General features: G+C 67.3%; 17 protein-coding genes. 8 read left to right on the top strand and 9 right to left on the bottom strand.

Annotated elements, in window-relative coordinates:
* A complete protein-coding gene (locus tag JVH1_RS20325; protein ID WP_009476360.1) occupies nt 1-1,368 on the bottom strand; it encodes an FAD-binding oxidoreductase in 1,368 nt (455 codons plus the stop codon).
* 105 nt (nt 1,369-1,473) lie between these two features.
* Between JVH1_RS20325 and JVH1_RS20320 the strand changes: the two genes are divergently transcribed.
* Nucleotides 1,474-3,342, top strand: a complete 1,869-nt coding sequence (locus tag JVH1_RS20320; RefSeq protein WP_009476361.1) for a GAF domain-containing protein — start codon at nt 1,474-1,476, stop codon at nt 3,340-3,342.
* Between the two features lie 6 nt (nt 3,343-3,348).
* Here the strand turns inward: JVH1_RS20320 and JVH1_RS20315 are convergent, their stop codons facing one another.
* The gene (locus JVH1_RS20315; protein WP_009476362.1) at nt 3,349-3,933 is read right to left on the bottom strand and encodes a TetR/AcrR family transcriptional regulator; all 585 of its coding nucleotides are present in this window, start codon (nt 3,931-3,933) and stop codon (nt 3,349-3,351) included.
* Between the two features lie 101 nt (nt 3,934-4,034).
* Between JVH1_RS20315 and JVH1_RS20310 the strand changes: the two genes are divergently transcribed.
* Genes JVH1_RS20310 through JVH1_RS20300 form a run of 3 tightly spaced genes read left to right on the top strand, consistent with a single transcriptional unit; the run spans nt 4,035 to nt 7,201 of the window.
* Nucleotides 4,035-5,177 (top strand): acyl-CoA dehydrogenase family protein, encoded by a 1,143-nt coding sequence (locus JVH1_RS20310; protein ID WP_009476363.1) that lies wholly within the window; start codon nt 4,035-4,037, stop codon nt 5,175-5,177.
* A gap of 32 nt (nt 5,178-5,209) precedes the next feature.
* A complete protein-coding gene (locus tag JVH1_RS20305; protein WP_043780073.1) occupies nt 5,210-6,391 on the top strand; it encodes an acetyl-CoA C-acetyltransferase in 1,182 nt (393 codons plus the stop codon).
* A gap of 48 nt (nt 6,392-6,439) precedes the next feature.
* Nucleotides 6,440-7,201 (top strand): SDR family NAD(P)-dependent oxidoreductase, encoded by a 762-nt coding sequence (locus tag JVH1_RS20300; protein ID WP_009476365.1) that lies wholly within the window; start codon nt 6,440-6,442, stop codon nt 7,199-7,201.
* A 349-nt stretch (nt 7,202-7,550) separates the two neighbouring features.
* Here the strand turns inward: JVH1_RS20300 and JVH1_RS20295 are convergent, their stop codons facing one another.
* Nucleotides 7,551-8,531 (bottom strand): NADPH:quinone reductase, encoded by a 981-nt coding sequence (locus tag JVH1_RS20295; protein ID WP_009476367.1) that lies wholly within the window; start codon nt 8,529-8,531, stop codon nt 7,551-7,553.
* 64 nt (nt 8,532-8,595) lie between these two features.
* Entirely contained in the window at nt 8,596-9,129 is a 534-nt protein-coding gene (locus tag JVH1_RS20290; protein WP_009476368.1) for a PadR family transcriptional regulator, read from the bottom strand.
* A 103-nt stretch (nt 9,130-9,232) separates the two neighbouring features.
* Between JVH1_RS20290 and JVH1_RS20285 the strand changes: the two genes are divergently transcribed.
* Complete coding sequence (locus JVH1_RS20285) at nt 9,233-10,579, top strand: MFS transporter (protein WP_009476369.1); 1,347 nt, start codon at nt 9,233-9,235, stop codon at nt 10,577-10,579.
* On the opposite strand, the gene JVH1_RS20280 is transcribed toward JVH1_RS20285, so the two are convergent.
* From JVH1_RS20280 to JVH1_RS20260, 5 genes are all read right to left on the bottom strand, one after another.
* On the bottom strand, nt 10,567-10,998 hold the full coding sequence (locus JVH1_RS20280; protein WP_043780075.1) for a VOC family protein: 432 nt from the start codon (nt 10,996-10,998) through the stop codon (nt 10,567-10,569). The two genes, JVH1_RS20285 and JVH1_RS20280, sit on opposite strands and share 13 nt — an antisense overlap.
* Nucleotides 10,999-11,069: 71 nt before the next feature.
* A complete protein-coding gene (locus tag JVH1_RS20275; protein ID WP_009476371.1) occupies nt 11,070-11,612 on the bottom strand; it encodes a VOC family protein in 543 nt (180 codons plus the stop codon).
* Between the two features lie 11 nt (nt 11,613-11,623).
* Nucleotides 11,624-13,507: an FAD-dependent oxidoreductase gene (locus JVH1_RS20270; RefSeq protein ID WP_009476372.1), complete on the bottom strand. Its 1,884-nt coding sequence runs from the start codon at nt 13,505-13,507 to the stop codon at nt 11,624-11,626.
* 112 nt (nt 13,508-13,619) lie between these two features.
* Nucleotides 13,620-14,618 (bottom strand): helix-turn-helix domain-containing protein, encoded by a 999-nt coding sequence (locus JVH1_RS20265; RefSeq protein ID WP_009476373.1) that lies wholly within the window; start codon nt 14,616-14,618, stop codon nt 13,620-13,622.
* A 153-nt stretch (nt 14,619-14,771) separates the two neighbouring features.
* On the bottom strand, nt 14,772-16,877 hold the full coding sequence (locus JVH1_RS20260; RefSeq protein WP_009476374.1) for a 3-hydroxyacyl-CoA dehydrogenase NAD-binding domain-containing protein: 2,106 nt from the start codon (nt 16,875-16,877) through the stop codon (nt 14,772-14,774).
* Between the two features lie 226 nt (nt 16,878-17,103).
* On the opposite strand from JVH1_RS20260, the gene JVH1_RS20255 reads away from it, so the two are divergent.
* From JVH1_RS20255 to JVH1_RS20245, 3 genes are all read left to right on the top strand, one after another.
* Nucleotides 17,104-18,306, top strand: coding sequence for an acyl-CoA dehydrogenase family protein (locus JVH1_RS20255; protein ID WP_009476376.1), 1,203 nt, complete (start codon nt 17,104-17,106; stop codon nt 18,304-18,306).
* Entirely contained in the window at nt 18,303-19,502 is a 1,200-nt protein-coding gene (locus JVH1_RS20250) for a CaiB/BaiF CoA-transferase family protein (RefSeq protein ID WP_009476377.1), read from the top strand. The genes JVH1_RS20255 and JVH1_RS20250 overlap by 4 nt, the downstream gene beginning before the upstream one ends.
* A 112-nt stretch (nt 19,503-19,614) precedes the next feature.
* The gene (locus JVH1_RS20245; RefSeq protein ID WP_009476378.1) at nt 19,615-21,444 is read left to right on the top strand and encodes a sigma-54-dependent Fis family transcriptional regulator; all 1,830 of its coding nucleotides are present in this window, start codon (nt 19,615-19,617) and stop codon (nt 21,442-21,444) included.
* Nucleotides 21,445-21,448: the final 4 nt, after the last annotated feature.

Genomic DNA, 21,448 nt, shown 5'->3' with positions numbered 1-21,448 from the left:
TTACTCGAAGATTTTGCCCGGGTTCATGATTCCGCGTGGGTCGAGGGCGTTCTTCACCGCTCGATGCATGCCCAGGACGACCGGATCGAGTTCCTGGGCGAGGCCGTCCATCTTCAGTAGACCGACACCGTGCTCGCCGGTGACCGTGCCGCCGAGTTCCAGTGCCGCGTCGATGATGCCCGCGAACGCGGCCTGCGCGCGGGCGCGGGCGGCCTCGTCGTCGCGCGGCGTGATGAGGAGTGGGTGCAGGTTTCCGTCGCCGGCGTGTGCGATGTTGGCGATGGTGGTCCCGTGGTCGATACCGATCTGTTCGATGCGCGCAAGCATCTCGGGGACAGCCCGTTTCGGCACGCACACGTCTTCGGTGAGGACCGGTCCGAGCCGCTCCATCGCGGGGTAGGCCAGACGACGCGCAGCGAACAACGCGTCGGCTTCCTCCTGGTCGGTGGAGACGACAGACCAGGTGGCTCCGGCTTCATCGAAGCACGACAGCATCTTCTCCGCTTCCTGGTCGCCGACGACTCCCGCGGTGTCGATGCGGCCGAGCAGAACGACGTTCGCCTCCACCGACAGCCCCATTTTCTTCCACGCGTCGACGGCGATGAGGCACTGCTTGTCCACCAGTTCGAGCGCCGACGGGGTGAGTCCCGCCGCGGCCACCGCGCTGACGGCCCGGCCCGCGTCGACTATGGAGTCGAAGTAGCCGGCCACCGTGCGCTGCGGGTCCTGGAGTGGACGCAGCTTGACGGTGATTTCGGTGATGACGCCGAGCGTTCCCTCGGACCCGACCATGAGACCCGCCAGATCGTAACCGGCCACACCCTTGGCGGTCTTGCGTCCGAGGCGCACGAGGTCACCGGTGCCGGTCACGATCTGCATGCCGAGCACGTAGTCACGGGTGACGCCGTACTTGACGCAGCACAGTCCGCCCGCGTTGGTGGCGACGTTCCCTCCGATCGTCGACCACGGTGAGCTGGCCGGATCCGGCGGATACCAGAGTCCGTGTTCGGCGCACGCGGCGCGGAGATGGTCGTTCACCACGCCGGGCTCGACGACGGCATACCGCTCGAGCGGATCGATTTCCTTGATCGCGTTCATGCCCTCGAGGGCGAGGACGACGCAGCCGTCGGTGGCGTTCGCTCCGCCGGACAGACCGGTCCCGGCGCCCCGGGTGACGACGGCGGTGTCGTGGTCGAGGCAGGCGCGCACGACAGCCTGGACTTCGAGGGCCGTTCGGGGCCTGACGACCGCGAGTGGAGCGGCGTACGGCGCCCACTCGGCTTCGTCGTGCTGGTACTTCGCGACGACGTCGGGGTCGCGCACGACGCGATCCGCGGGGAGGGATGCCAACACTGCATCGATCAACATGGCGAAAACCGGTCCTTTGCGGGCGAGAAGGTGATGTCTCGAATCTAGCTGTGATCTGCATCTCGGCCAATGTAGATTTCATCTATCAAATCCAGGAATCCATGGATGGAGGCACCAGTGAGTACTGCCGATCGCGGCTGGATGGAACTGCTGCTCGACGACGCACCCATCGACGAACTCGATGCCCTCCGGCGCACGTTGATCGAGGAATCCGACGCGTCCGACAGGGCCGCGGTCGAACGCGAAGCCAACGCCGCACTTCGGCTCCGGGCGCAGCTCGACCAGCGCCAACAGCGCAGTAGGGAGTTGGCGGCGCTCAACGACATCGCCGCCCGATTGACGACCGTCCGCTACGACCGGGTGTTGCTGCAGGAAGTGGTCGATCAGGCGCGGCAACTGCTCGGTGTGGATCTCGCCTACATGGGATCGGTGTACGACGAGGAATTCGTCATCGAGGTCACCAGCGGGGCCCTGACCCCGAACCTCGTCGGAATCCGGTTGTCCCTGGACGAAGGACTCGTGGGCCTGATCGTCCGCAGGTCCGCGCCGGAGTGGACGCCCGACTACCAGAGCGAACCGGCGTTCCGGCACATCACCGGAGCCGACAGCGCAGCGCGGTCGGAGAACATGCGCGGCCTGCTCGGAGTGCCCCTGCGCGTCGCCGACCGCGTCATCGGTGCCCTGTTCGCGTGCAAGCGTCAGGAGCGGGCGTTCACCGAATCCGAGATCGCGCTGTTGTCGGCGCTGGCAGCCCATGCGGCGATCGCGATCGAGAACGTTCGCTCGTTGGAACGTGAGCGAGACACCATCGCACGGCTTGAATCGGTGAACGCCGAATTATCGCAGCGCACAACCGAGCTCGAACAGATACTGCAATGGGATCGGACGCTGACTCAGGTGGTGCTGCTCGGCGCCGGGGTGCAGCGTCTGGTGCAGGAGGTCGCCCAACTCTCCCGGCAACCGGCCTATTTCGTGCAGGACGAATCCGAGTTGCCCGTGGACCTGATGCCGCATGCCGACGAGGTGTCGGCGGCGGTCCGTGAGCTGCGCGCGGGCGGGAAGGACCACGCCGAACGCGGCGAGGTGATCGCGCAGCGTGTCGCGGCTGCCGGCGAGATGCTCGGCGCGCTCCTGTCCGTGGGAGCCGGGCAGCCGACCACTCGCCTCCTGCTCGAACGCGCGGCACCCGCGATCGCACTGTCGCTCGCCGAGGAACGTGCCGCGGGGGAGGCGACGCGCCGCGCACGGGATGCGTTTCTCGTCGACCTGCTGACCCATCCCGCCGCCACCGCACAGGACGAGCGCCGCCAATTGCGGTTGGCCGGATTCAACCCCGACACGACGTACTGCGTCGCCGTGGCGATCGCCACGGGCCAGGACACGGTCCGCACCGCTCTCGGGACATTACCCTTCCCCTCGGGAACCGTTGCAGCGGAACATGGCTCCCGCGCGCTGGCGGTCGTGCCCGCCAAGGATTCCGCCTCCGTCCAGGCGGTGTTCACCGCCGGACGGCTCGACGCGACGATCGGTATCGCGGAGCCCGCGCGTGGTGCGAAGGCACTCGCGCGTGCCTACGTCGAAGCCCAGCAGACCGTCGATGTGCTCGACACATTGGGACGCGCAGGCGAGGTCTCGTCCGCGCGCGGTCTGGGCATCTACCGGATCCTGCTGAGCCACCTGGCGCGTGAGCACCTCGACGAGCTCACCGAGGCGCAACTGGGCCCGCTGATGGCCGAGCAGGCCAAACGCGGAGTGCCACTGCTGGAAACACTGTCCGAGTATCTGGCTCACGGCCGTCACCATTCGGCGACCGCGTCGAGTCTCGGCGTGCACGTCAACACCCTCTACCAGCGTCTCGACGCGATCGACCGCCTCCTCGGCCCGGACTGGCGCGACCCCGACAAGGCTCTCGATCTGCAGGTGCTGATGCGGTTGCGGAGAACCGCGGAACTACTCGGCGCACGAACTCGGTGACACGGTTCAGGCGCTGATGCCGCCCGTGAGGATGGCGGCGAGTTCGGCGTAGGCGTGCGCGTCGTCGAGCCCGGTGCTGTCGCGGACCCCGCGCTGCTGGATGCGGACCATCATGGTGGCGGCGAGGTCGGCGGCAAAGGCGGCGTGCACGTCGCGGAAGTCCCCGCCGGCGACGCCTTCGGTGATCAACTCCTGGACCCGGCCGGCCGCGAACTGCGTGTTCCGTTCGTATACCTCCCGTGCCGGCGGGAAGGCGTCGAGGTCGGTCATGAACTGGTCGGACGCGGCCGACAGTGCGGTGCCCACGGCCGACAGATAGGCGGTGATCCGCTCGCGGGCCCCGGTGATCGGCTCGATGTGCGACTCGACGTCGTCGGTCGCGCGGCGGAAGAAGTGCACGGTGGCGGCCCGGACCAGCTGTTCCTTGCTGCCGGCGAGGGTGTACAGCGTCGACTTCGAACAGCGCAGCCGGTTCGCGATCTCGTCGAGCGTCAAGTGGGCGAACCCCTCGACCAGGATCAGGTCGACGAGGGCGTCGAAGAGCTGGGTGCGCCGTCGGGTGGCGAAACCGGTTCGGGTGGGCTGCTCCATGACAGAAATAGTACTGGGCGATGCCTTGCAGTACTATTTCGCAATCAGTACCCTGGGGCGTAATCCAGTACTGTTTTCCGTAGCCTTCTCGAGGAGAAACCGTGGCCGTCGATCGCTTGCTGCCTACTGACGAAGCCCGTGACCTGATCCAGCTCACGCGTGACGTCGCCGACAAGGTCCTGACGCCGATCGTCGACGAGCACGAGAAGGCGGAGACCTACCCCGAAGGCGTGTTCGCCACCCTCGGCGAGGCCGGACTGCTGAGCCTGCCGTACCCGGAGGAGTGGGGCGGCGGCGCGCAGCCGTACGAGGTGTACCTGCAGGTGCTCGAGGAGATCGCCGCCCGCTGGGCATCGGTCGCGGTCGCGGTCAGCGTCCACAGCCTCGCCTGCCACCCGCTGATGGCGTTCGGCACGGACGAGCAGAAGCAGCAGTGGCTCCCGGAGATGCTCGGCGGCAACACCATCGGCGCCTACAGCCTGTCCGAGCCGCAGGCCGGATCCGACGCCGCCGCACTGACCTGCAAGGCCTCCGCAACCGACGGCGGGTACGTCGTCAACGGCGCGAAGGCGTGGATCACCCACGGCGGCATCGCCGATTTCTACAACCTCTTCGCCCGCACCGGTGAGGGATCGAAGGGAATCTCCTGCTTCCTGGTCCCCAAGGACACCGAGGGCCTGACGTTCGGCAAGCCCGAGGAGAAGATGGGCCTGCACGCCGTGCCCACGACGTCCGCGCACTACGACGACGCCTTCGTGCCCGCGGAACGACGTATCGGCACGGAAGGCCAGGGTCTGCAGATCGCGTTCAGCGCACTCGATTCCGGCCGGCTCGGCATCGCCGCCGTCGCCGTCGGTCTCGCGCAGGCCGCCCTCGACGAGGCAGTCGCCTACGCCCAGGAACGGACTGCGTTCGGCAAGAAGATCATCGACCACCAGGGGCTCGGCTTCCTGCTCGCCGACATGGCGGCGGCCGTCGACTCCGCGCGCGCCACCTACATCGACGCGGCCCGCCGCCGCGACGCCGGCCTGCCGTACTCCCGCAACGCGTCTGTCGCCAAGCTCGTCGCCACCGATGCCGCCATGAAGGTCACCACCGACGCCGTCCAGGTGCTCGGCGGCTACGGCTACACCCGCGACTTCCGCGTCGAGCGGTACATGCGGGAAGCGAAGATCACGCAGATCTTCGAGGGCACCAACCAGATTCAGCGCCTGGTCATCAGCCGCACCCTCGCCGCGAACTGACGCATCCACCTTCGAGAAAGGCTCCTCCACTCATGCCCACCTCTGTGATCGTCGCAGGCGCCCGCACCCCGATCGGCCGGCTGCAGGGTTCGCTCGCCGGGTTCTCCGGCGCCGACCTCGGCGGAATCGCCATCGACGCGGCGCTCGGCAAGGCCGGTGTGGCCCCGGACCAGGTGCAGTACGTCATCATGGGTCAGGTCCTCACCGCCGGCGCCGGGCAGATGCCCGCCCGTCAGGCCGCCGCGAAGGCCGGCATCCCGATGAGCACCCCGTCGCTGAACATCAACAAGGTCTGTTTGTCGGGGGTCGAGTCGATCATCCTCGCCGACCAGTTCATCCGGTCCGGCGCATTCGACGTGATCGTCGCCGGTGGCATGGAGTCGATGAGCCAGGCACCGCACCTGCTGCCCGGTTCACGCGGCGGTTTCAAGTACGGCGACGTCACCCTCGTCGACCACATGGCCCTCGACGGGTTGCACGACGCGTTCACCGATCAGCCGATGGGCCTGCTCACCGAGGCCGGCAACGACAGGGACGTCATCGCCCGCGAGGACCAGGACGCGTTCGCGGCCCGCTCCCACCAGCTGGCCGCCAAGGCATGGGACAACGGGATCTTCGACGACGAGGTCGTCCCGGTCGAGATCCCCGCCCGCCGCGGTGAGAGCACCTGGCTGCGCCGCGACGAGGGCATCCGCCCCGACACCACGCCCGAAACCCTGGCGCGGTTGCGTGGCGCGTTCCGGGACGGTGGCACCGTCACCGCGGGGAACGCGTCGACGATCAACGACGGTGCCGCCGCGGTGGTGGTGATGAGCAAGGAACGCGCCGAGGCCGAGGGGCTGACCTGGCTGGCCGAGATCGGCGAGCACGGCATGGTCGCCGGCCCGGATTCGGGTCTGCAGCTCCAGCCGTCCGGTGCCATCGCGAAAGCGTGTGATGCAGCGGGTATCGCGCCTGCCGAGTTGGATCTGATCGAGATCAACGAGGCGTTCGCCGCGGTCGGGATCGCCTCCACCCGCGAACTCGGCGTCGATCCCGACCGGGTCAACGTCAACGGCGGTGCGATCGCCCTCGGTCATCCGATCGGCATGTCCGGCGCCCGGATCACGCTGCACCTCGCGCTCGAGTTGCAGCGCCGCGGCGGCGGCACCGGCGCCGTCGCTCTCTGCGGCGGCGGCGGACAGGGCGACGCCCTGATCCTGCGCGTCCCCTGACAACCCCGCTTACCCAACACTGCCGCAACCCTATTCGAGGAGAACTTTGTGAAGATCGATGGAGCCGTCGCTGTCGTCACCGGCGGAGCATCCGGACTCGGCAACGCCACCGCCCGGGCCCTGCACGAGCGCGGCGCCCAGGTCGTGCTGCTCGACCTTCCGTCGTCCGACGGGGAAGTGGCCGCCAAGGAAATCGGGAAGGGCGCCTACTTCACGGCCGCCGACGTCACCTCCGCCGGTGACGTCACCTCCGCGATCGACTTCGCCGCGTCGCTCGGCGACCTTCGCGTGGTGGTCAACTGCGCCGGAATTGCCACGCCCGGCAAGGTTCTCGGCAAGGCCGGCGCCCTTCCCCTCGCGGACTTCGAACGCGTCGTCCGCATCAACCTCGTCGGCACGTTCAACGTCCTGCGCCTCGCCGCCGAGAAGATCGCCCAGACCGACCCCGTCGACGGGGAACGCGGCGTCATCATCGACACCGCCTCCGTCGCCGCATTCGACGGCCAGATCGGTCAGCCCGCCTACGCGGCGTCGAAGGGCGGCGTCGCCGCGATGACACTGCCGATCGCCCGCGAACTGGCCCGCCACCTCATCCGCGTCGTCACCATCGCGCCCGGAATCTTCGAAACGCCCATGATGGCCGGGCTTCCCGAGGAGGCCCAGAAGTCCCTCGGACAGCAGGTGCCGCACCCCTCCCGGCTCGGCAAGGCCACCGAATACGCCGCCCTCGCCGCGCACATCATCGACAACGCCATGCTCAACGGCGAAACCATCCGCCTCGACGGAGCCATCCGCATGGGTCCGCGGTAGAAGTCTGGGTACGGATCGATCCGCCTTCCTCCCCACCTAGTTAGCGAATTTGACTGCCGATCGACGCAATCGCCCTTTCTGGAGGGGGCCGATAGCTCGTGATCTCCGGGTGCATCGGCCTGGGCAGGTCAGCGCCTCGGCGGCGAGCTGCTCGACGATTCAGGCGGCGGTGTACGGGCTGGGGTGGTCGACCGCGGATGCGTCCGGAAGGCCTTTTCGAACAGTGTGTTCGGTGTAGCGATCTCGTCGTTCGCGGTGGCCGGCAAGGGATAGGTGACGTCGGGTTGGGTGAGAGGTCTCGGACGTGGTGCCGTCCGTGCAATCCGGAAACACGGGAATCTCGGAGTGTTCAGTCCGGCACAGCCAGCAGGATACGTGTGCGGGTGCCGCGGTCGACGAGGTCGTGAGCGCGCGCGGCCTGATCGAGAGGGACGGGTTCGTCGATGGCGATCGACAGGGCACCGTCTGCCGCTGCGGCGGTCAGGTCGGTGGCGGCCTGTTGTTTGGCTTCGGCCGGAAAATCGTCACTGCCCAGTAAACGAATCGTGATGTTGTCGAACAGCATCGGCCAGAACGGGAAGCTGGGCCTGCTCTCGCCGGTGCCGTACGCAGCGATCACGGTGTTGTTCTTCGCGACCGCGGCGTCGAGGTCGACGTTGTCGGCGAAGGCAACCTCGACGATGCGATCGATCCCGCCCGGCGCACGATCGCGGATCTCGCGTGCGGGGTCGGGGCCATCCAGTGCGACGACCTGCTCAATTCCGCGGCGGTGGGCGGCCTGGGAATCGGCGCTTGTGCGCACGGTCCCGATGACGGTCGCTCCGCCCCAGGCGGCGAGTTGCGCCGCAAGGCTTCCGACGCCGCCGAGCACGCCGTGCACCAGGACTGTGCTGCCGCGGACCTGGCCGTCACCGAACATCGCGCGGTGGGCAGTGATGCCGGGGATACCCAGGCAGGCGCCGACATCGTCACTGACGGTCTCGGGAAGAGCCACGGCCTGATCGGCAGGGACAACGGTGAACTGGGCCGCGGTGCCGAACGCGCGGTAGGACTGTGCACCGAACACCCAGACCCGTTCGCCGATGCGGGCGGAATCGACACCCGCACCTACCTTGTCAACCACGCCGGCGCCGTCGCTGTGCGGGATGACCCGCGGGAAGGGCATCGACGACCCCAGCCAGCCTCGACGCTTTTTGGTGTCACCGGGATTGATCCCGGAACGAGTCACCCGCACTCGGACCTCACCGGCGCCGGGTTCGGGCGTGGGCAGGTCCCCGAATCGCAGCACCTGCTCGGCCGGGCCTTGCATGTCGTACCAGACTGCCAGCACAGGGGGTCCTTTCTCTCGCCCGCCACAGGAGTGACGCGCACGCGATGATGTTGCGGCGGACGTTCTACTTGGGATCGACTTCCGGTTCGGCAAGGATTTCGTGCAGCCAGGCTCGCTCGGCGGTACTGGTCGCCCGGGCCACTTGGAGCATCCCGCGGCGGTAGGGGTCACCGACCTCCTCGGCGCGCAGTGGCCGGTCGCCCTCGTAGAAGAAGCTGGCCGGTTCCTCGAGGAACGCGAGGCGCCGCCGCAGCACCGCCGCCCGAGCGGCGGGGTCGGGCAACCGGGACAGGAACGCCAGGATGGTCATGAACTTGGTGTTGTCGGTGATGTCGTGTTCGTCCGGTTCTCGCAGGCGGCGCAGCAGTTCGCCACGGCCGACGGCGGTCAGGTGCAGCACCTGCCGTGGGGCCGCCGCGGAGCCCGGTTCGGCCCGCTGTTCGAGAAGCCCCTGCTGCACCAGGCGTTTGATCGCCGGGTACAGGCTGCCGTCGCTGACCGGGCGGGTGTAACCGGACAACTGGGTGACGCGGCGGCGCAGCTCGTAACCGTGCAACGGACCGTCGGTGAGGAAACCCAGGATGGCCAACTCCAGCATGCCGCCAGCGTACACCTCGAAACGAGATACCTCGATACGAGGTATCGTTTGCCCTGCGCAAACTCGGCGCCTGATCCTTTGACACCCCGGAGTGCACTTCCTCATGACGATCAATCCCGCTGCCCCCGGCCCTCAGGGGCCGCCCACCGCAGGCGACGCGGCCACCGACCACCAGCTCCCACGGGCCTCGATCGTGGTCGCGGCTCTCTCGACCGTCGTCGAGTGGTACGACTTCACCCTCTATTTGTTCATGGCCACGGTGCTATCCCGTGTGTTCTTCGGCGACGGACCGGAATCGATCCTCACCACGCTCGCCGTCTTTGCGATCGCCTATGTGATGCGACCGGTTGGGGCGCTCGTGTTCGGATACTTCGGTGACAGACTCGGCCGGCGCCCTGTCCTGCTCGCATCGATGACCGTGATGACCGCCGCGATGCTCGCGACCGCGCTGCTGCCCACCCAGACGCAAGTCGGGCCCGCCGCCGGGGTCCTGCTGCTGTTGTTGCGGTGCCTGATGGGGTTCTCCGTGGGCGGGGAGTACACCGGCGTGATGACCTACCTCGTCGAGGGAGCGGTTCCGGGCCGTCGCGGGTTGGTAGCGTCACTTGCTGCCGCGGCGAGTGAGATCGGTGGTCTGCTCGCCGCCGGGGTTTCCGCACTGACCGTGTTCTTCGTCAGTGGTGACGCGTTGGAGGAGTGGGGTTGGCGGATCCCGTTTCTGGTCGGAGCCGTGCTTGCCGCGCTCACCCTGGCTGCTCGATCGATCATGCAGGAGTCACCGGCTTTCGAGCGGTTGCGGCAATCCGGGTCGGTACCTTCGCGCCCGCTCGGCTCCATTCTGCGATCTCACCGGCCCGCGCTGTATCGAACGTTCGCGATCTCCGCGTTGGCCTCGGTGACCTACTACGTCGGCATCACCTACGTGCCCGTCTATCTGACCACCGTGAGCGGCTATGACGAACGGTGGTCACTCGGGTTGACGACGATCGCGTCGGTGGCCGTCGTCGTGGTCACCCCGATCGCCGGAGCGCTGTCCGACCGCTTCGGGCGGCGACCGACCCTGATCGTCCTCGGCGTCCTTGCGGTTGCGTTGCCCGTGACCATGTTCGGTTTCATGGCACACGGCCCGTTCGCCCGCGCGCTGACCGGCGCGGTGATCCTGGCCTGCATCGCCGGCGGCCTGAGCGCTGTCGGGGCCGCCGCGACTCCCGAACAACTACCCGTCGCCGGCCGGTTGTCCGGTCTGGCCGTCGGCACCGTCGCAACCACCATCTTCGGTGGCCTCACCCCCTACCTTTCCCAAACCCTGGTCCAGGCCAGCGGTTCGGTGATCGTCCCCGGAGCCATGGTCACCGCTGTCGCCCTGCTGGCCCTCCCCGTCCTGTGGCGCATGCCCGAGACCGCCCGGATTTCTCGCACCCGGCCAGCGCTCGGTTGTCACGATCTGTGAAACAACTCCAACTGGATGTTGTCCGGATCGCGGAAGACGACCACAGAGTAGGGGCGTGCGCTGTCCTTGTCGATGACACCCGAGTGCGGAACACCCAGCTCACTCAGCCATGCTGCCCAGGCGTCGAGGTCGCTCCGCTGGGGCACACCCCACGCGATGTGATCGAGGCCGACACGACGCTCGTCGAATGAGCCTGTGACGACAGCCGTGTGGTGGTGCAACCCGATGAGGAAACCAGTGCGCGGATCGATCAACAACACCGCATATCCGCCCTCCTCGTCGCCATGGTGAGGAGCGACGGTCGGTAGTCGCTCGAGTCCGAAGACTCGGCTGTACCAGTCAGCCGACGCCTCCACGTCGGAGACCGTCGGGGAGAAATGATGAATTCCGGTCGTGGGCGGTGCGTCAGAGTGCGACATACGCGATCACCCGATTTCTTTGTGGAGCAACAACGACGGAGGGGCGTTCATGCGGACTGTGTGCCGGAGGGTCACGGCTCCTGCCGCCGACTGTCCGTGGACTCGGTGACCGGCGGCCGCCAGCGTCGTCGGTCGGTGCCGGCTTCGTAGGCCTGCGGGGAGGGGTAGGTCACCAGCTCGACCGTGCTTCCCCAGGGGGTTCTGGCGTACAGGTATCGGTTTCCGGGTCCGGCGTCGCCGCCGGGCAGGTCGCCCGGCGCGCTGAGCAGAGTTCCGCCCGCCTTCTCCAGTCTTGTAGCGGCGGCGTCGATGTCGTCGACGTAGACGCAGAAGTGCTGGATGCCGAAATCGCTCGGCAGCACGGGCTCTCGCTGTTTCGTCCCGGAGTAGACGAACAATTCGAGGTTCGGGCCGTTGCCCAGCCGCAGCATTCGAATCGACTCGATCGCGGTCCCCGGTGGAACACCGAGGCCGGATTCGATGCCGGGACCGGCCAGCGGGGCATCGATCATGTCGTAGATCTTCTCGGCGCCGAACGCGTCGGCGAAGAAGGTGGTGGCTTGTTCGAGGTCCGGCACGGTGATGCCGATGTGCTCGATAGCTCGGGCGGTCATGGTTGTTCTCCTCAGATTCGTGCGGCTGTCCAGAAACCGGACTGGGTGGCCTCGTACAGGCGGCCGCCGCGGAAGCGGGTGCCGATCGTCTGCACACGGTCGTCGTCGACGGCAGCGGACAACACTGTGGACGGGACCCGTGGGGTGGCCCAGACGACGGTGCCGGTGTCGGGGGCGGACGCACCGAGCCGGATGGTGACCCCGTGCTCGGTGAGCAGGCCGGTGAGGTGTTCTCGCTCCATGTCGTTGGTGTCGACGCCGACGACGTCTTCCGGGGAGAGCAGGGTCGTGTGCTTGCCCTGCTCGGCGAGCCACAGGGCCGCGAACATGGCCGTTTCGGTCTCGCCGAAGACGGTGACCTCGTCCGCCTCCGGGGCGCGCCGCGCGGTGAGCATGGTGACCGCGTCGAGGCCGTCGTGGTTGGGGACGGTGCCGGTTGCCAGCAGCACCGAGTCCCACGCGTCGAGGTCGAGCGAATCGCCCGCGGTACCGAGACGGAGGGTCACGTCCGATCGGTCGAGCTCGGTCTCGTAGAAGGCCATAAGGTTCTCGATCTCGGCGCGGAACGCACCTGGCGCGGCCCAGGCGTGAAGCTGCCCACCGATGCGGTCGGCGCGGTCGACCAATTCGACGTCGTGGCCCCGGGCGGCGGCGAGCAGGGCGGCTTCGCAGCCTGATGGGCCGGCGCCGACGATGAGCACCCGTCGTCGCACCGCCACGGGCCGTCGGGCCTCGGCTGCGCGGCGTTCCTGGCCGAGGGCGGGGTTGATCACGCATTGAGTACGTTTGCCGTTGAACATCCACCGTGAGATGCATTCGTTGACCGCCAGGCAGCGTCGCACCCGATCAGGTGCGCCCCGGCGGGTTTTCGCCACCGTCTCGGGGTCGGCGAGCTGTGCGCGGCCCAGTGCCACGAAATCGAGTTCCCCGTCGCCGACGGCCTTGTGCATGTCGTCGAGCAGCCAGGTCAGGCGACCGACGCCGATCACCGGAACGGACACCCGCCTCTTGACCGCCTTCGCGTACCCGACGAGGGATCCCGGGGCGATCATCGGCAGTAGCGTCGCGGCGGTGTCGTAGTTGCCCGCACTGACGTCGAGTGCGTCGACGAGCGGGTCGAGCATCTCACAGAACGCGAGCCCGTCGTCGAGGCTGAGGCCACCTTCGTAGGGTTCCTCGGCGCTGAGGCGGTACAGCAACGGGACGTCCGGTCCGATCTCCGCGCGGACGGCCTTGACGACCTCGAGCGCGAACCGGGCGCGGTTCTCGAGTGGGCCGCCCCAGTCGTCGGTGCGGTGGTTGGTGAACGGGGACAAGAACTGTCCCAGCAGGTAACCGTGGGCACCGTGCAATTCGACGGCATCGAAACCCGCGGCGACGGCGCGGCGGGCACCCTGCACATAGCGGTCGATGAGGCCGGGTATCTCGTGTTCCTCGATGGCCCGCGGCGGCGTGCCGAACGCACTGGTGATTCCTGCGGTCGGAGCGATGGGTGGTTCGTTGCGCTCGGTGTTGCCCTGCGAGTTCTGGCGGCCGGTGTGATGGAGTTGGACGGCGATCTTGGCGCCCTCGTTGTGGACGGCTTCGACCAGGTCCGACAGGCCGGCGCGGAACCGGTCGTGGTCGATGCGGATCGGGTGGCCGACGGTGCGGCCGACTTCCCAGTCGATGGACGTGTTCTCGATGATGATCAGTCCGACCCCGCCGCGTGCACGTGCGCGGTGATATTCGATCAGTCGTTCGTCGACCTCGCCGAAGGTGCTCGCGAACTGGGTGAAGATCGGGGCCTGCACGAACCGGTTGCGCAGGGTCATCTTTCCGATTTGGCCGGGCTGGAAGAGTGGGCCGTCCTGCGGCGCGCGCACGCCGGCGGGATCGGGTGTCGTGATCGTCATGGTGGTGCCTGCCTTTGCGTCGTTGAAATGAGGCGCTGATCACAGGCTGGCACGGATCCAGGGGGCCGGTCTTGGCGTGGTGAGCACGAAACTTCACCGGAAGCGCACACCCTTACGCGGCAGTGGACTGCCGCCGCGCCTCGCGCGGTGCCACACCGAATCGGGTGCGGTACGCGCGGCTGAAGGACGACGGGCTGTCGAAGCCGCTACGGATGGCGACCTCGGCGACCGGTAGCTCCGGTCCGGAACCGAGCAGCAGGCGCTGGGCGCGCTCGAGGCGGCGGCGTCGCAGGAATTCCCGGGCGGTCTCGCCGGTGCCCTGAAAGAGCATGTGCAGATAGCGCACCGATACCGCATTCGCCCGCGCGACCATGTCCAGCGTCAGATCCGGGTCTCCGAGGTTGCGGTCGAGGAAGTCCTTGATCTGCAACAAAAGGACTTCCCTGGACTCACTCACATCGCCGCGAGTACGCGCGAGGGCGGAATGCAGCAGATCGACCGCCATCCGGCCCGCGGTGTGCGCCGCGTCGCGGTCGAGCGAGGTCTGCCGCATCGACACGTCGAGCCACCCGGTCAGCAGTCGCAGGGTCGCCGAATTCTCGATCGTGCGCACGAACACGGAATCGAGGTCGGGGACGGCGCCGGCCAGCAACGCGCGTGGGATGAACATCGTGCTCTTGACGAGCGTTGCGGCACTGAAGCACTCGACGGGACGCACGCCGTCCCACAGCGCGGCAGTGCCTGCCCGCACCTCGGTTGTCCTGCCTTGCTGGGTCAGGATTTCGGTCCCGCTGTGCACCATCAGGACCGCGGCATACTCACCCTGTGTGTTTCGTATCTCGGGAGCACTGCGACGTCCACTCATGCGCCCGACGCGGCAGCCGACCACCCACGGTTCACCGAGATCGACACGGGTAGTGGTGGGCGCCACTGCGGGATCGAACTCCAGGTTCCACGGCAGATGGCTCGTCCTGAACGGGTTACCCGGTGCGTCATCGGGATCGAACTCCAGGTTCCACGGCAGATGGCTCGTCCTGAACGGGTTACCCGGTGCGTCATCGACGAAGATGCGAGTGGCCGAGGGGTTGTCGTGTGCTGATGTGTCGCGCATGTGTTCATCACCGTTCGCCGGAGAGCCTGTTGGTGTGAACCACATCATATCGTAGGTCAACTATGGCTCCCACCACGGTGACTGGTCCGTGGGCGACCCAACGGAACGGGTTCCGCCCTTCCATCGAAGGACGGAACCCGTTGCAGCCGAAGACTAGAAGCTGGTGCGACCGGCGTCGACGAGTTGTGCGAGTAGTGGTGCCGGCGTCCACGTTCGACCGTGTAGGTTCTCGAAGTCGCGGATCTTCTGCAGGGTGACGTCCAGGCCGAGGGCTTCGGCGTAGTACATCGGCCCGCCGCGGAAGGCTGGGAATCCGTATCCGTCGACGTAGACGACGTCGATGTCGGAGGCGCGTTGGGCGATTCCTTCACCGAGCAGTGTGGCGCCTTCGTTGACGAGGGCCAGGACGCAGCGGTCGATGATTTCCTCGTCGGTGATCGTGCGGCGTTCGATGCCGTCCTCGGCGGCGCAGGTGCGGATGATCTCGTCGACGGCTGGGTCCGGAACCGGTGTGCGGCTGCCCTTCTCATACCGGTAGTAGCCTGCTCCGCTCTTCTGCCCGAACCGTCCGTTCTCGCAGAGGGTGTCGGCGACCCGCGGATACCGGACGTCTTTCGGCCTGGTCGGGGCCAGTCGCTTGCGCGCAGCCCAGGCGATGTCGAGGCCGGCCAGGTCCGACATCGCGCACGGACCCATCGCCATACCGAAGGCTTGCAGCGCGGCGTCGATCTGCTGCGGAGTCGCACCCTCTTCCAGGAGGAACTCGGCTTCGCGCCGGTAGGGGGTGAGCATGCGGTTGCCGATGAAGCCCTCGCACACCTGCGACAGAACCGGGATCTTCCCGATCTGCTGCGCGAGCGTCAGGCCGGTGGCGACGACGTCGTCGGCGGTGGCTTCCCCGCGGACAACCTCGACGAGTTTCATGATGTTGGCGGGGCTGAAGAAGTGCAGTCCGATCACATCGGACGGACGACTGGTGGCACGTGCGATCTCGTCGAGGTCCAGTCGGGACGTGTTCGATGCGAGGATCGCCCCCGGCTTGCAGACGGCATCAAGTTTGCCGAACACCTCCTTCTTCACGGCCATGTCCTCGAAGACGGCTTCGACGACGAGGTCGGCCTCGGCGGCGGCGTCGAGATCGAGGTTCGGTTCGATCAACGCGATGCGGTCGCGTGCCTGCGTCTCGGTGAGTTTGCCCTTGGTGGTGGATGATTCGTAGGTCTTCCGCACCAGGGCCGTTCCCCGGGTCAGGGCGTCCTGGTTCTGTTCGATCAACGTGACCGGGAGTCCGCCGTTCGCGAACGCCATGGCGATCCCGCTGCCCATGGTGCCGGCGCCGACGACCGCCACCCGGGAGATCGGTCGCGCGGACACAGGGGGAACGCCGGAGAGTTTGGGGGCGGTCTTCTCCGCGAAGAACACGTGCCGCAGGGCCGCGGATTCCGGGCCCCGGAGCAGGCCGAGGAAGGCGGCCCGTTCGAAGGCGAGCCCGGCGGCGGTAGGAAGCCGGGTGGCGGTCTCGACGGCGTCGATGGCGGTGAGCTGGGCCAGACCGTTGCGGGTGCTGGGCCGCACCGGACGGCGGGCGGCGTCGAAGTCGATGCCAGTCGCGTCGGCCGGCGGCAGGCTGTCGACCACCGGTCCCGAGGTACTGGTGTCGACCTGGGTGCGGAGGAAGTCGAGGGCGGCGCCGAGCGGGTCGCCGTCGAAGCAGGCGTCGGCTATACCGAGTTCGGCCGCCCGGGCGCCGGACACCGGCGTGCCCTGCTGAATCATGCGCAGCGCGGCCGCGGCGCCGATCAACCGGGGCAGACGTTGGGTGCCGCCTGAACCGGGAATCAGGCCCACGTTCACCTCGGGCAGGCCGAGTTTCGCGTCCCGGTGTGTGATGCGGTAGTGGCAGGCGAGAGCGAGCTCGAGTCCACCACCGAGGGCGAAACCGTGGATGGCGGCGATCACCGGTTTCGGTGAGTGAGTAATGGTGGTGAGGACGTCCGGCAGGGTGGGGTCGGCGGTCGCTGCGGGGGTGCCGAATTGGCGCAGGTCGGCGCCACCGCAGAACCCCTTGCCCTCACCGACGACGACGACAGCACCAACGTGGTCGTCGGCGGCGGCACGGGCGACGGCGGAGGCGAGTCCGGCGCGGACGGTGTCCCCGAGGCCGTTGACGGGTGGGTTGGCGAGGCGGATGACGGCGACGCCGTCGCATACCTCGTACCGCACTGTCGGTGATGGCTGGTGTTGCTGGGACGTGCTCATGGACCCTTTTCCTCGGATGCTGATTGCGGGTGTCGCGGTCTTCTTCGTTGTCGCCTCTCAATCGTGTTCGATTCTGCGGCGCCGTGGTGTTCCGATTTGGAACAACCGGACGCCCCCTGGTTGACCGATCCTGGAAGTACACACCACACGCCGAATCCGGCGTCCCGAAGTTCGCCTGCCGCGCGAACTGACGATCAATTCGCATTTCGATTTTCAGGAGACAACCGTGACCGCCACCGCGACCCGTGATCCGAACACCGAGTTGGACGACGACGACTTCCGCGACATCCTGGCCCACACCCGGGCGTTCGTGCGCAATGTCGTTGTCCCGCGTGAGCAGGAGATCGACGAGACGGACGCGATCCCGGCGGAGATCCGGGCGGCGGCCAAGGACATGGGTCTGTTCGGGTTCGCCATTCCCCAGCAGTGGGGTGGCCTCGGCATGAACCTCGTGCAGGACGTCGAACTCGCGATGGAGTTGGGGTACACCACCCTCGCGCTGCGGTCGATGTTCGGGACCAACAACGGCATCGCCGGTCAGGTACTGGTCAGCTACGGCACCGAGGAACAGAAGACGACCTGGCTCGAGGGTATTGCGTCGGGTGAGGTCGTTGCCTCGTTCGCCCTCACCGAGGCCGGCGCCGGCTCCAACCCCGCAGGGCTGCGCACCAAGGCGGTACGCGACGGCGACGACTGGCTGATCACCGGCGAGAAACGGTTCATCACCAACGCCCTGATCGCGAACCTGTTCGTCGTGTTCGCCCGTACCCGGCCCGCCGACGGTGACGGCCCCGGCATCGCCGTCTTCCTCGTGCCGGCCAACACCCCCGGCGTTCAGGTCGGAGGCAAGGACCGCAAGATGGGGCACGCCGGATCGACCACCGCGACCGTGCACTTCGACGGCGTGCGGGTGCCGTCGTCGGCGCTGGTCGGTGGCAGCGAGGACGTCGGCTACCGCGCCGCGATGACGTCGCTGGCCCGCGGCCGGGTGCACGTCGCGGCGCTGGCGGTCGGGCAGGCGCAGCGTGCGCTCGACGAGTCGGTGGCCTACGCGGCGACCGCAACCCAGGGCGGCACCGATATCGGGGACTTCCAGCTTGTGCAGGCGATGCTCGCCGACCAGCAGACCGGTGTCATGGCCGGGCGGGCACTGGTGCGTGACGCCGCCCGCGCCTGGGTCGAGGGCACCGACCGGCGTATCGCCCCGTCCATCGCGAAGCTGTACTGCACCGAAATGGTCGGCAAGGTCGCCGACCTGGCGGTGCAGATCCACGGTGGCAGCGGGTACATGCGCGAGGTCGCCGTGGAGCGGATCTACCGCGACGTCCGGCTGCTGCGCCTCTACGAGGGCACCAGCGAGATTCAACGCCTGATCATCGGCGGAGGACTGGTCAAGCAGGAGCGCAAAGCGGCGGGTACGCCGAAATGAGCGACCAGCTGCACGGTGCACTGCCCCTCGACGGGATCACGGTCGTCAGCTTCGAGCAGGCCGTCGCTGCTCCAATCGCCACCCGGCACCTGGCCGATCTGGGTGCCCGCGTGATCAAGGTCGAACGCATCGGTGAGGGCGATTTCGCCCGCAACTACGACAGCGCCGTGCACGGAATTGCCTCGCATTTCGTCTGGCTCAACCGCGGCAAGGAATCGGTGACCGTCGACCTGAAAGCGGCCGAGGGCGTCTCGGTGATCCGCAAACTCGTCGGCCGGGCCGATGTCGTGGTCCAGAACCTCGCGCCCGGCGCCATGGACCGGCTCGGTCTGGGCGCGGAGGAACTGCGCCGGGATCGTCCCGAGCTGATCGTGGTCAACATGTCCGGATATGGCACCGATGGGCCGCTGAAGGACCGCAAGGCCTACGACATGCTCGTCCAAGCCGAGACCGGGCTGTGCTCGATCACCGGCACCCCCGAGTCCGCCACGAAGACCGGTATTCCGGCCTCGGATATCGCCACCGGTATGTATGCCCTCACCGCAGTGCAGGCGGCGCTGTTCCGCCGGGAGCGGACCGGCGTCGGCGCCGTTGTGGATGTGTCGATGTTCGATGCCACCGTCGAGTGGCTCGGGCATCCGATGTACTTGCAGATGTACCAGGACACGCAGGTGCAACGGATGGGACTGAGCCACGCCTCGATCTCACCTTACGACGCCTACCCGACCGTCGATGGCCGGATCCTCATCGGCGTGCAGAACGACCGCGGCTGGCGGGCCCTGGTCACCGAGGTGTTCGACCGCCCCGACCTCGTCGAGCACCCGAAGTTCGCGACCAACATCCTCCGGGTCCGGCACCGAGCCGAGACCGACGCGGTCGTCGCCGAACACACCCGCCGGTTCGACACCGACGAACTCGACAAACGGCTCGCCGCAGCAGGGGTGCCCGCCGCACGGTTGAACGACATGCGCGATCTCATCGACCACCCGCAGCTGTCCGAGCGCGACCGGTGGCGCCAGATCGACACCGAAGCAGGCCAGGTCCGGGCCGTGTTGCCACCGATGACCTTCACCGACGTCGAACTGCCCATGGGACCGGTCCCCGCCCTGGGACAGCACACCGACACCGTGCTCACCGAACTCGGCCTCACCGACGCCACGATCGCCGCATTGCGTACCGGGGGGGTTGTCGGGTAGATGCCTCACTTCTCCCGATAAACCGTCGGTGTTTCATTTCGGAACAACCGCGCATACTTGTACTGACCAACAATGTGACGTGGAACACTGTTGCATCGGATAAGGGGAGCACATGGCTCAGCGCACCGGTGGAGGCAAATCCGGTCGTGTAGCCGGTCCACTCGATCAGGAGCGGATCCGACGAGCGAAAGAGGAGTTGCTCGCCAAAGGGTTGCTGGACTCGGGCACGCTGAACACTGGGGTCCGAGAGGTCATCGATCGTAGCTGGCGGCGTTGTATCGGTGAGGAAGTGCAGTCCGTCCAGCCGCCGTACCGGGGGAGTCTGGTCACCAATTCCGCTCTCGAGGAGGCTGCGGAGCCGGTGCTGGCGCGCTTGGCGGATCACCTGGCCGACGTGCGTGTCGCGATGTTCCTCAGTGACAGCAGCGGCAACATCCTCAGCCGCAAGGCCAGCGAACCGCGCCAGCGCTCTCGCCTCGACAGTGCGTACGCTGCAGAGGGGTTCGACTTCTCGGAGCGCACTATCGGCACCAACGGGATGGGGACCTCCCTCGCTGAGAGACGTCCGCTGGTGATCCAGGGCAACGAGCACTTCAGCGAGCGATTGGCCGCGTTCTCCTGCGCCGGGGCCCCGGTCTTCGAGCCCTTCACCGGTCGTCTGCTGGGAACGTTCTCACTCGCCGCCAACACCGAGGACGCGTCCCCTCTGATGGGAGCGATCACCGTCGACGTCGGGCGGCAGATCGAGAGCAACCTCGCCGCGACACTCGAAATGCACGATCATGCCCTGGTCCGGTCCTACCTCTACGCGAATCGGAACAAGCGCGATCAGGTCATCGTGATCAACGAGCAGACCATGTTCGCCAACACCGCCGGCCTGTCCCATCTGGGTCCTGGCACGCACGCCATGCTGTGGCACTACCTGAACGACAACGCACCCACCCGGGACAAGTGCCGGATGCCGATACCACTGCAGTCCGAGTGGCACGAGGCCGAGGTGGAAATGATCGACCGTGGGTCCGGATCGAGCCCCACCTACATGATTCGAGTGCTGCCCGAACAGGACAATGGCCTGCGACTGGACCGGGGTGAGTCCGTCACTGCGCGTCGCCGATCGCCCAAGGCGAAGCGATCACCCCGACCGCCGGTGCATCCGGTGCCCGCGGTCGACGAGCAGCTGTCCCTGGTGGCTCGGCACCGTGAATGCCTTGCACTCGACGGAGGCCCGGGTACCGGGAAGCTTCACACGGCCACTGCGTTCCTGCGCACGCACTTCGCGGCGCAGAATCCCCACGTGGTCGATGTCGCGACACTCTTGCCGGACGAGGGGCCGCAGTGGTTCGTCGCAGCTTCAGCAGCCCTCGAATCGGGACGTCCGGTGATCGTGCAGCACCTGCAAGACCTCACCCCGCTGCAGGTGAATCGGGTCAAGGCGCTCATGCGTCCCGCGGAATCGCACGTTCCGGTTGTCGTCACCGTCGATGGGGACAGCGCCCCCGCGCACGTCAGTTCCCTGATCAGTCAGATGGCCACCACCGTGGCGTTGCCCGAACTCCGAGACATGGGCGAACACATTCCCGGCCTGATCGATGCGGTCCTGTCGGAACTGGAAGGTCCTGAGCAGTCGACGAAATTCTCCTCCGAAGCGCAGCAATTGCTGATTCGCTGGAGCTGGCCCGGTAACCTCGCCGAACTGCGCCGGACCGTAGAGCAACTCGTCCGCCGTATGCCCGGCCGGGTGATCCAGATTGCCGACCTGCCGGCTCAGATTCAGGGGGCTGGGTCCGGGCGTCGGCTGTCCATGATCGAGACGTCCGAGCGCGAGACGATTCTGCGGGCTCTCCAACAGTTCTCGGGCAATCGCAGCAAGGCCGCGGAGGCATTGGGAATCGGCCGAACCACGCTGTATCGAAAGATGCAGGCTCACAACATCGAAGTGTGAGCCT

Origin of the sequence: Rhodococcus sp. JVH1 (assembly GCF_000280725.2) — a bacterium.
In the GTDB taxonomy this organism is placed as follows: domain Bacteria; phylum Actinomycetota; class Actinomycetes; order Mycobacteriales; family Mycobacteriaceae; genus Rhodococcus_F; species Rhodococcus_F jostii_A.
The sequence above is the reverse complement of the archived record's forward strand: the minus strand, read 5'-3'. Positions and strand labels throughout refer to the sequence as shown.

Excerpts from the sequence above, each read along its gene's own strand:
- JVH1_RS20305 (WP_043780073.1), top strand. The coding sequence starts at position 5,210 with ATGCCCACCTCTGTGATCGTCGCAGGCGCCCGCACCCCGATCGGCCGG.
- JVH1_RS20250 (WP_009476377.1), top strand. The coding sequence starts at position 18,303 with ATGAGCGACCAGCTGCACGGTGCACTGCCCCTCGACGGGATCACGGTC.
- JVH1_RS20265 (WP_009476373.1), bottom strand. The coding sequence starts at position 14,618 with ATGCGCGACACATCAGCACACGACAACCCCTCGGCCACTCGCATCTTC.
- JVH1_RS20315 (WP_009476362.1), bottom strand. The coding sequence starts at position 3,933 with ATGGAGCAGCCCACCCGAACCGGTTTCGCCACCCGACGGCGCACCCAG.
- JVH1_RS20270 (WP_009476372.1), bottom strand. The coding sequence starts at position 13,507 with ATGACGATCACGACACCCGATCCCGCCGGCGTGCGCGCGCCGCAGGAC.
- JVH1_RS20280 (WP_043780075.1), bottom strand. The coding sequence starts at position 10,998 with ATGTCGCACTCTGACGCACCGCCCACGACCGGAATTCATCATTTCTCC.
- JVH1_RS20285 (WP_009476369.1), top strand. The coding sequence starts at position 9,233 with ATGACGATCAATCCCGCTGCCCCCGGCCCTCAGGGGCCGCCCACCGCA.
- JVH1_RS20245 (WP_009476378.1), top strand. The coding sequence starts at position 19,615 with ATGGCTCAGCGCACCGGTGGAGGCAAATCCGGTCGTGTAGCCGGTCCA.
- JVH1_RS20320 (WP_009476361.1), top strand. The coding sequence starts at position 1,474 with ATGGAGGCACCAGTGAGTACTGCCGATCGCGGCTGGATGGAACTGCTG.
- JVH1_RS20290 (WP_009476368.1), bottom strand. The coding sequence starts at position 9,129 with ATGCTGGAGTTGGCCATCCTGGGTTTCCTCACCGACGGTCCGTTGCAC.
- JVH1_RS20325 (WP_009476360.1), bottom strand. The coding sequence starts at position 1,368 with ATGTTGATCGATGCAGTGTTGGCATCCCTCCCCGCGGATCGCGTCGTG.
- JVH1_RS20260 (WP_009476374.1), bottom strand. The coding sequence starts at position 16,877 with ATGAGCACGTCCCAGCAACACCAGCCATCACCGACAGTGCGGTACGAG.
- JVH1_RS20275 (WP_009476371.1), bottom strand. The coding sequence starts at position 11,612 with ATGACCGCCCGAGCTATCGAGCACATCGGCATCACCGTGCCGGACCTC.